Origin of the sequence: Mycolicibacterium pulveris, assembly GCF_010725725.1 — a bacterium.
GTDB classification, from domain to species: domain Bacteria; phylum Actinomycetota; class Actinomycetes; order Mycobacteriales; family Mycobacteriaceae; genus Mycobacterium; species Mycobacterium pulveris.
In genome coordinates this window covers 2,837,270-2,847,138 of sequence record NZ_AP022599.1, presented here as the reverse complement: position 1 = coordinate 2,847,138, position 9,869 = coordinate 2,837,270, and the positions used below count along the sequence as shown (strand labels likewise).

The following is a 9,869-nucleotide window of genomic DNA, read 5'->3' as shown; positions in this document are numbered from 1 at the left end:
GGTGCGAGTTGCATCGAGCGCGAGGGAGAACCGATGACGTGGCTGGTGACCGGCGGAGCCGGGTACATCGGCTCCCACGTGGTGCGTGCGCTGCGCGACGCCGACCTGGCGGTGGTGGTGATCGACGACCTGTCCACCGGGCTGGAGGCATTCGTCCCGGCGGGTGTGCCGCTGGTGCGCGGTAGCCTGCTCGACACCGAACTCGTCACGCAGACGCTGCACGACCACCACGTCTCCGGCGTCATCCACATCGCGGGGTTCAAGTACGCGGGCGTCTCGGTGCGCGAACCGCTGCGCACCTACGAACAGAACGTCACGGCGATGGTCAACCTGCTCACCGCGATGACGTCGACCGGCACCGACAAGCTGGTGTTCTCCTCCAGCGCCGCCACCTACGGCACCCCCGACGTCGACATCGTCACCGAGCAGACGCCGACCGCACCCGAATCACCCTACGGGGTAAGCAAATTGGTCGGCGAGTGGATTGTGCGCGACGTCGCGCGGGCCACCGATCTGCGGCACACCAGCCTGCGCTACTTCAACGTGGTGGGCTCCGGTTCGCCGGAGTTGTTCGACATCAGCCCGCACAACCTGTTCCCCGTCGTCTTCGACATGCTCTACCGCGGCGAGACACCCAGGATCAACGGCGACGACTACCCCACCCCCGACGGCACCTGCGTGCGCGACTACGTCCACGTGTCGGATCTGGCGCTCGCGCATGTCGCCGCGGCCAAGCGCCTGGCCGCCGGTGAGCCCGTCGAGGTTGTGTACAACCTCGGCAGCGGCAGCGGCACCTCCGTGCGCGAGATCATGACCGCGATCCGCGAGGTCACCGGCGTCGACTTCGAGCCGACGATCGGGCCGCGCCGGCCCGGCGATCCGGCCCGCATCGTGGCGTCGAAGGACCTGGCGGCCCGCGACCTGGATTGGCGGATGCGGCATTCGCTCGAAGAGATGGTGCGGTCGGCGTGGGTCGCCCGTCAGCAGGCGGGAGAGGCCTATCCGGGGTAGGTATCTGCTGCGCAACCGGGTGGCCTGCGCTGCGGTGGCGTTGATCGTGGTGCAGCTGGCCATCCGGGCGACGCTGGCGTTCGGCGGCTACTTCTACTGGGACGACCTGATCCTGATCGGCCGGGCCGGCACACACAACCTGCTGTCGCCGCGGTTTCTGTTCGACGACCACGACGGCCACGTCATGCCCGCGGCGTTCCTGCTGGCCGGCGGGATCACCCGCTTGGCCCCGTTGAATTGGATCGGGCCTGCGATCAGCATGGTGATGCTGCAGCTGCTGGCCTCGCTGGCGTTGCTGCGCACGTTGCATGTCATCCTCGGCTGGCGCCCAGTGCTGCTGGCGCCGTTGACGTTCGCGTTGTTCACCCCGCTGGCCGTGCCCGGGTTCGCGTGGTGGGCGGCGGCGCTGAACTCGCTGCCGATGCTGGCGGCGCTGGCCTGGGTGTGCGGGGACGCGATCCTACTGGTGCGCACCGGAAATCGGCGGTATGCGGTGACGGGAACGCTGGTGTTCCTCGGCGGTCTGCTGTTCTTCGAGAAGGCCGCGGTCATCCCGTTCGTCGCGTTCACGATCGCCGCGCTGTTGGCCCACGTCACCGCCACCGGATCGGTAACCACGGTGTGGCGGCGCGGGATTCGGCTGTGGGTGCCGAGCCTGGCGGTGACGGCGGGCTGGGTCGTGGTGTACCTCGTCGTGGTGGACCAGAAGCGGTGGAGCGGTGACGTGGCGATGACGTGGGATCTGCTGAGCCGCTCGGTGACGCACGGAATCGTTCCGGGCCTGGTTGGGGGGCCGTGGAATTGGCAGCGGTGGGCGCCGGCCTCGCCGTGGGGAACGCCGCCGGTGACGGTGATGGTGTTGGGCTGGGTGGCGTTGGCCGCGGTGGTGGCGGTGAGCGTCGTCCGCAAGCAGCGCATCGCCCCGGTGTGGCTGGTGGCCGTCGGCTATGCGGCGGCCTGTCAGATCCCGATCTATCTGATGCGCTCGTCACAGTTCACCGCGCTGGAGTTGGCGCAGACATTGCGGTATCTGCCCGACCTCGTTGTGGTGCTGGCGCTGCTGGCCGCCGTCGGGCTGTGCGCACCGAACCGGGCCGGCTCGGGCTGGCTGGACGCCTCGCGCGCCCGCACGGTCACGGTGTGCGCGCTGGCGGTGGCGTTCGTGGCCAGCAGCCTGTACTCGACCTCGACGTTTCTGACCAGCTGGCGCGACAACCCGGCGCGTCCGTACCTGCGCAACGCGACGGCGGGGCTGGCCGAAGCCGCCCGGACGTCGAGCGCACCGATGCTCGACCAGGAGGTCGATCCGCTCGTGCTGCAGCGGGTCGTCGGCCCGGAGAACCGGGCCAGCCGCATGTTCGCCCTGCTGCGCGACCGACCTGAATTCGCTTCGGCGACAACAGAACTGCGTATGCTGGACAGCAGCGGGCATGTCGTCGACGCGAAGGTCACCTGGGTGCGCAGCATCACCGAAGGCCCCGAGCCCAACTGCGGGTATCTGGTGCAGCCCGATGCGCCGGTCCGGATGCCGTTGGACGGCCCGCTGCTGCCCGCGGACTGGACGGCCGAGATCAACTACCTCGCCAACAGCGACGGCTCGATGACGATGGCGCTGTCGGACGGCGGCGAGGTCAAGGTGCCGGTGCGGCCCGGCTTGAACCGGGTGTACGTCCGGCTCGCCGGGGCGGGCGACGCGATCGACGTGCGCGCGACCACGGCCGCGCTGTCGGTGTGCATCGCCTCGGGACCGGTCGGGTTCGTCGCACCGAGGTAGCCGACCGGCCGGAGAGCCTGACCGATTGTCGGGTGCTATTCGCTTCCGCCCGAACCACCGTCGGAGCCCGAGCCTCCGCCCGAACCGCCGTCGGCGCTGCCGGTATCGCTGTCATCCGAGCCGGACTGCTTGTCGCCAGCATCGGTGCCGGCCGGGTCATCGGACGCCTCCGAGTCGTCGTCCTGGCCGGCATCGCCGTCGAGTTCGCCGACATCCGCGTCGTCTTCGGGGTCCGTGGATTCCTCCTCGGAGGTGTTCTCCTCGGAAGGACCTTCCTCGGCGGAGTCCTCGTCGGCGAGGTCGACTGCGGCCCCGCCGTTTTCGGTCGGATCCGTGCCCGCTTCACCGTCGTCACCGGCGGGTTCCGCTGCGTCGGAACCATCGTCGCCCGACGTTTCGAGTCCGGCTTGCGCGGAGGCGTTCATCATCGCCGGCTCCTCCGATGTGGTGGACCCTGCCAGCGTGGCGGCGGCGGACGCGGGCACAGTGGCGACTTCCGTCAGACCCCCGGTGGCCGCGGCCGACGTGATCGCATCGGCAATCATGTCGCGGATCTGCAGAAGGGTGCTGATCGTGCCCAGGCCGGCACTGATCAGCCCGCCATCCACTCCCCATCCGTTCAGGAAGCCGTCGAGCACGATCGCCGGGGCGGCGACGATCGCGCCCAACGCGCCGAGCACATCGCCGCTCGACGCCGCGTCATAGACGTTCTGAATAACTGAATGTGCCGCCTTCGGGAGGTCTGACGTGCCTCGACCGCCTGCCGACTCGAGCGCCGAATTTGCTATGCCGCCACGTTTGCTGGAGGCGTCTGTCGTGGATCGGTATCGCGGAGCAAAAGAGGTTTGCATTCAAATTGGTGCTCCTGGGATATGCCGAGCCGCCCGCCGGTCCATAGATCCGTGCCGCACTCTCGCGCAGGTCCACTGCCAGATCGCCCGCCACGGCCTCACCGACGAGGAGATCGCCGAGGGCATCGCTCACGGCGCCGGCCCCGCCGGGGTGTCCGGCGGCCAACTCGGCGATGGAGCCACCTAGGAGAATCGAACTCCTGACCTGCTCATTACGAGTGAGCCGCTCTGCCGACTGAGCTAAGGTGGCGTGCCGTTTACGGCGGCACGAGTCTACGGCAGGCCCGGCCGCGGACCCAACTCAGTCGCGCAGCGCCTGGCCGACGGTGGCGACCATCGCATCGACGGCGAACTTGGGCTTGACGTTGACGGCCAACGCCTCGCGGCAGTCCAGCACCGCTTCGATGCAGCGCAGCAGCTTCTCCGGGGACGCGTGCGCGGCCATCGCGGCGACGCGGTCGGCCATGTCCGGGTGGTTGGGCTGGACGTCCCCCGCCTCGGTGGCCACCAGCAGCGCGTCACGAAAATAGGTGGCCAAATCGATCAGCGCACGGTCCAGCGCGTCCCGCGACGCCCGGGTCTGCCGTGACTTCTGGCGTCGCTCAAGGTCTTTGATCGCACCCGCCGTCCCGCGCAGTGTGCCCGCGGTGCCCTTGCCCGAGCCGCCGGCGCCGAGCGCCGTGCGCAACTCCTCGGTCTCGGACTCGTTGCGGTCGACCGTCAGCGCCAAGGCCTCGGCCTCCGCGGCCGCCACCAGCTCCTCGGCCGCCGCGTATGCCCGCGTCGGCGTTGCGGCGTCACGCGCCAACCCCAGCGCCCGCTGCCTGCGCGTCCGGGCGTCCTCGTCGGTGGCCAGCCGTCGCGCCCGGCCGACGTGGCCGCCGCTGACCGACGCCGCCCACCGGGCCTGCTGCTCGGGCAGCCCGTCGGTCTCGATCAGCACGCGGGCGATGGCATCCACCGGCGGCGTCACCAGCGCCACGTGCCTGCATCGCGAGCGCAGCGTGATCGCGATGTCCTCGGGATCCACCGACGGGGCGCACAGCAGGAACACCGTCGACGGCGGCGGCTCCTCGACCACCTTGAGCAGCGCGTTCGCCGCACCTTCGGTGAGCCGGTCGGCGTCCTCGATCAGCACGATCTGCCAACGTCCGGTCGACGGGCGGCGCGCGGCGATCTGCACGATCGCGCGCATGTCGTCCACGCCGATGGACAGCCCCTCGGGGATGATCCGCCGCACGTCGGCATGGGTGCCCGCCATCGTCGTCGTGCAGGCGCGGCAGGTGCCGCAGCCGGGCACCCCGTCCGAGGTGCACTGCAACGCCGCCGCGAAGCACAACGCGGCCACCGAGCGGCCCGATCCGGGCGGGCCGGTGATCAGCCACGCGTGGGTCATGGTGTGTGGCGTGGCTGTGCCGGCCACCCGGCTGTGAGGTGTATCACCGCGCGCGGCCTGCGCAGCGGCCACGAGCTCGGCTTCCACGGCGTGCTGGCCGACCAGACGCGAAAACACACCCGTCATCGCCGATAACAGTAGTGCTGCGAACCGACACGTGCGTCGCACAGCCCGCGTCTGCGTCGCCGTTGCCGGATACGGTTGACGCGTGGCCTCGGAAGCAATACCGATCGGGCGGATCAGTGCGTTCGTCCGCTGGGTGGCGCGTACGCCGTGGCCGGTGTTCACGCTGGGCATGCTGCAGGCCGACATCATCGGCGCGCTGCTGGTGGTCAGCTTTCTGCGCTTCGGCCTGCCGCCCGAGGACCGGCTGCAGCTGCAGGATCTGCCGGTCTTCAACCTCGCGGTGTTCTTGGGCTTTCTGTTCGTCTCGTTTACCGTCGCGTCGTATCTGAGCTTGCGGCTGCTGATCCCGGTGATGCGCTGGCAGCGCCGCGACATGCTGCTCGGCGACCGGGATCCGGCCGAGACCGAGCTGGCCCGCACCAGGGCGCTGAAAATGCCGTACTACCGGTCGCTGATCAACGTGATGAACTGGTTCCTCGGTTCGATCGTGTTCATCGTCGCCAGCTGGCCGGTGGCCAGCCGGTCGGCGCCGGTGATCGCGGTGGCCAGCGGCCTGGGCGCCACCGCGACGGCGATCATCGGCTACCTGCAGTCCGAGCGGATTCTGCGCCCGGTGGCGGTGGCCGCGCTGCGCGGCGGTGTTCCGGAGAACTTCCGCGCGCCGGGCGTGATCCTGCGCCAGGTGATGACGTGGGTGCTGTCCACCGCCGTGCCGATCCTCGCGATCGTGCTGGCGGTGGTGGCCAGCAAGTTCGGGATCCTCACCGCACCCGCCAGCAGCCTCACCACGCCGATCCTGATCCTGGCCATCACCGCGCTGGTGGTCGGGTTGGCGGGCACGGTGCTGGTGGCGATGTCGATCGCCGACCCGCTGCGGCAGTTGCGGTGGGCGCTGGGCGAAGTGCAGCGCGGCAATTACAACGCCCACATGCAGATCTACGACGCCAGCGAACTGGGTTTGCTGCAGGCCGGATTCAACGACATGGTGCGCGATCTGGCCGAGCGGCAGCGGCTGCGGGACCTGTTCGGTCGCTACGTCGGCGAGGACGTGGCCCGTCGCGCGCTCGAACGCGGCACCGAGCTGGGCGGCCAGGAACGGGACGTGGCAGTGCTTTTCGTCGACCTCGTCGGTTCTACGCAGCTGGCCGCGACCATTCCCGCCGCCGACGTCGTCAACCTGCTCAACGACTTCTTCCGCGTTGTCGTCGACACGGTGAACCGCCACGGCGGATTCGTCAACAAGTTCCAGGGCGACGCCGCGCTGGCGATCTTCGGCGCGCCGATCGAGCATCCCGACGCGTGCGGAGCGGCGCTGGCGGCGTCGCGGGAGCTGCACGACGAGCTGGTCGAGGTGTTGGGGCAGGCCGAGTTCGGCATCGGGGTGTCCGCGGGACGCGCGATCGCCGGCCATATCGGCGCCAAGGCCCGCTTCGAGTACACGGTGATCGGTGACCCCGTCAACGAGGCCGCCCGGTTGACCGAGCTTGCCAAGCTCGAGGAAGGCCACGTGCTGGCGTCGGCGGTCGCGGTCAGCGGGGCGCTCGACGCGGAGGCGTTGTGCTGGGACGTCGGCGAGGTCGTGGAGCTTCGGGGTCGCACTGTGCCGACGCAGTTGGCCCGGCCGGTGAATCGGTCACCGGAGACGGTCGACGCCGACGTGCGCACCTGACCACCCGCGCCCGAGCCCCATTACCTGCGCCGACTACCTGCGCCGAGATCGACGTTTTGGTGGTTCTCACTCGCACTTTCCCGCCCGAATGTCCCTTTGGGCGGCAAGTATCGCTAGCTCTTCTTCGCGGCCTTCTTCGCGGTGGCCTTCTTCTTGGCGGCCTTCTTCGTCCGCTTCACCGGGCCCCGCGCCCGGCGGTCGGCGAGCAGTTCGGCGGCGCGCTCGTCGGTGAGCGACAGCACGTCGTCGCCCTTGCGTAGGCTCGCGTTGGTCTCACCGTCGGTGACGTAGGGGCCGAACCGGCCGTCCTTGATCACCATCGGCTTACCGGTCGCAGGATCGTTGCCCAGCTCGCGCAGCGGCGGGGCCGATGCCCGTTGTCCACCACGACGTTTCGGTTCGGCGTAGATCTTCAGCGCTTCCTCGAGCGTGATGTCGAACAGCTGCTCTTCGGTGGCCAGCGAGCGAGAGTCCGTGCCACGCTTGAGATACGGGCCGTAGCGGCCGTTCTGCGCGGTGATCTCCTCACCGGTGTTGGGGTCGACGCCGACGACGCGGGGCAACGACAACAGCTTCAATGCGTCGTCCAGCGTGACCGTCTCGATGTCCATCGACCGCAACAGCGAACCGGTCCGCGGCTTGGGTCCGGTCGGCTTCTTGCCCTTCTTGGCCGGTGTGCCCGCCGAACCGTCGTCTCCGCCTTCGGATTCGGGTGGCGGAGGCAGCACCTCGGTGACGTACGGGCCGTATCGGCCGTCCTTGACGACGATCTCGTGTCCGGTCTGCGGGTCGATGCCCAGCGGTCGGCCCTCTTGCGGTGTGGCGAACAGCTTCTCGGCGAGCTCCAGGGTCAGCTCGTCGGGAGTCAGTTCGTCCTTGAGGTTGGCCCGCTGCGGGGTCGGCTCGCCGTCCTCGCCGGTGACCATCCGCTCCAGGTACGCGCCGTTCTTGCCGACGCGCACATAGATCGGGCGGCCCTGGTCGTCGTCGAACAGCTTGATGGAGTTGATCTGTCGAGCGTCGATCTCCTCGAGGTTGACCCCGACGAGCTTCTTGAGCCCGCCCGAGCGCGCGATCGAGTCCTCGACCCCGTGGTCACCGCCGAAGTAGAAGTTCGTCAGCCAGTTGGTGCGCTGCTCGTTACCGGCGGCGATCTCGTCGAGCTCGTCTTCCATCGCGGCCGTGAACCCGTAGTCGACCAGGCGGCTGAAGTGCTGTTCGAGCAGCCCGATGACGGCGAACGCCACCCACGAGGGCACCAGCGCGCTGCCCTTCTTGTGCACGTAACCGCGGTCTTGGATGGTCTTGATGATCGAGCTGTACGTTGACGGCCGCCCGATGCCGAGCTCTTCGAGCGCCTTGATCAGCGACGCCTCGGTGTAGCGCGCCGGCGGGCTGGTGGTGTGGCCGTCGGCCGTCAGCTCCTTGGCGTCAACGCGCTGGCCCTGCTCGAGCCGCGGCAGCCGGCTCTCGGCGTCGTCGGCCTCGCCGCCGGCCTGCTCGTCGATGCTCTCGACGTAGGCCTTCAAGAAGCCCGGGAACGTGATGGTGCGCCCGCTGGCGTTGAACACCACCTGCTGTCCGTCGCTTGATGACCCCGAGATGCGCAGCGAAAGCGTGGTGCCGCGCGCGTCAGCCATCTGCGAGGCCACCGTGCGCTGCCAGATCAGCTCGTAGAGCCGGAACTCGTCGGTGTCGAGCTGGCTGTGCAGCTGGCCCGGGGTCTGGAAGACGTCGCCGGCGGGCCGGATGGCCTCGTGGGCCTCCTGGGCGTTCTTGACCTTGCGGGTGTACTGCCGCGGCGACGGGTGCAGGTATTCCTCGCCGTAGAGCTGCCGCGCCTGGTTGCGCGCGGCGGTGATGGCCGACTGCGACAGCGTGGTCGAGTCGGTGCGCATATAGGTGATGTAGCCGTTCTCGTAGAGCCGCTGGGCGATGCTCATCGTGCGCTCGGAGGAGAAGCGCAGCTTGCGGCCGGCCTCCTGCTGCAGCGTCGAGGTCATGAACGGCGCGTACGGCCGCCGCGTGTAGGGCTTCTGTTCGACGGAGGACACCGTGAGCTGGGCGCCGCGCAGGCCGCCGGCCAGCGCGGTGGCCGCGGCCTCGTCGAGCACCAGCACCTCGTCGGGCTTCTTGACCTGGCCCAGCGAGTCGAAGTCGCGCCCGGTGGCCACCCGGCGCCCGTCCACGGAGTTGAGCTTGGCGGTGAACGTCGCCGGTGACGCCTGCGGGTCGGACACGCTGGCGTCCAATTCGGCGGTGACGTCCCAGTAGCCGGCGCTGCGGAACGCCATCCGTTCCCGTTCGCGCTGCACGATGATGCGGGTCGCCACCGACTGCACCCGGCCGGCCGACAGCTTCGGCGCCACCTTCTTCCACAGCACCGGGCTGACCTCGTAGCCGTAGAGCCGGTCCAGGATGCGGCGGGTCTCCTGCGCGTCGACCAGGTCGTTGTCCAGATCGCGCGGATCCTCGGCGGCGGCGCGGATGGCGGGCTCGGTGATCTCGTGGAACACCATCCGCTTGACGGGGACGCGGGGTTTGAGGGTCTCCAGCAGGTGCCAGGCGATGGCCTCGCCCTCGCGGTCACCGTCCGTGGCCAGGTAGAGCTCGTCGACGTCCTTGAGCAGGTCCTTCAGCTCGTTGACCGTGCTCTTCTTCTCCGGGCTGATGATGTAGAGCGGCTCGAAGTTCTGTTCGACGTTGACCCCGAGGCGCGCCCACGGCTCGGACTTGTACTTCGCCGGCACGTCGGCGGCGTTTCTGGGCAGGTCGCGGATGTGGCCGCGGGAGGACTCCACGATGTAGTCGGAGCCGAGATAACTGGCGATTTTGCGTGCTTTGGTAGGCGACTCGACTATGACGAGCCGCCGCACGCTTCCATTGCGGCCGCTGCCGCGGCCCTCGTCAACCACCTGTTCCTACGCTCCACTTCTCGGTTGCCCACCAGCGGCGATATCCATGCATCTCACGGATCCTCGCCGGGAAAGGCAACTGACAATTTGGCACCCCACGCGAGCCGACGCAAACTCGCCCCCTGTC

6 protein-coding genes and 1 tRNA gene are annotated in these 9,869 nt (G+C 69.0%); 3 read left to right on the top strand and 4 right to left on the bottom strand.

Annotated elements, in window-relative coordinates; genetic code table 11:
- Nucleotides 1–33 precede the first annotated feature (33 nt).
- Both galE and G6N28_RS13755 read left to right on the top strand, forming a co-directional pair.
- A complete protein-coding gene (gene galE, locus G6N28_RS13760) occupies nt 34–1,011 on the top strand; it encodes a UDP-glucose 4-epimerase GalE (protein WP_163901092.1) in 978 nt (325 codons plus the stop codon).
- 7 nt (nt 1,012–1,018) lie between these two features.
- The gene (locus G6N28_RS13755; protein ID WP_179962198.1) at nt 1,019–2,785 is read left to right on the top strand and encodes a hypothetical protein; all 1,767 of its coding nucleotides are present in this window, start codon (nt 1,019–1,021) and stop codon (nt 2,783–2,785) included.
- 35 nt (nt 2,786–2,820) lie between these two features.
- On the opposite strand, the gene G6N28_RS13750 is transcribed toward G6N28_RS13755, so the two are convergent.
- The 3 genes from G6N28_RS13750 to G6N28_RS13740 all read right to left on the bottom strand — a co-directional run bounded on the left by G6N28_RS13750 (nt 2,821) and on the right by G6N28_RS13740 (nt 5,158).
- The gene (locus G6N28_RS13750) at nt 2,821–3,465 is read right to left on the bottom strand and encodes a hypothetical protein (protein WP_163901090.1); all 645 of its coding nucleotides are present in this window, start codon (nt 3,463–3,465) and stop codon (nt 2,821–2,823) included.
- A 345-nt stretch (nt 3,466–3,810) separates the two neighbouring features.
- A tRNA-Thr gene (locus tag G6N28_RS13745) sits at nt 3,811–3,886 on the bottom strand.
- Nucleotides 3,887–3,937: 51 nt separating this feature from the next.
- Entirely contained in the window at nt 3,938–5,158 is a 1,221-nt protein-coding gene (locus tag G6N28_RS13740) for a DNA polymerase III subunit delta' (protein WP_163901089.1), read from the bottom strand.
- A gap of 82 nt (nt 5,159–5,240) precedes the next feature.
- Here G6N28_RS13740 and G6N28_RS13735 point away from each other — a divergent pair, with 82 nt between their 5' ends.
- Nucleotides 5,241–6,827, top strand: a complete 1,587-nt coding sequence (locus G6N28_RS13735; protein ID WP_163901086.1) for an adenylate/guanylate cyclase domain-containing protein — start codon at nt 5,241–5,243, stop codon at nt 6,825–6,827.
- Between the two features lie 113 nt (nt 6,828–6,940).
- Here G6N28_RS13735 and topA read toward each other — a convergent pair whose 3' ends face one another.
- Entirely contained in the window at nt 6,941–9,742 is a 2,802-nt protein-coding gene (gene topA / locus G6N28_RS13730) for a type I DNA topoisomerase (RefSeq protein ID WP_163901084.1), read from the bottom strand.
- Nucleotides 9,743–9,869 lie beyond the last annotated feature (127 nt).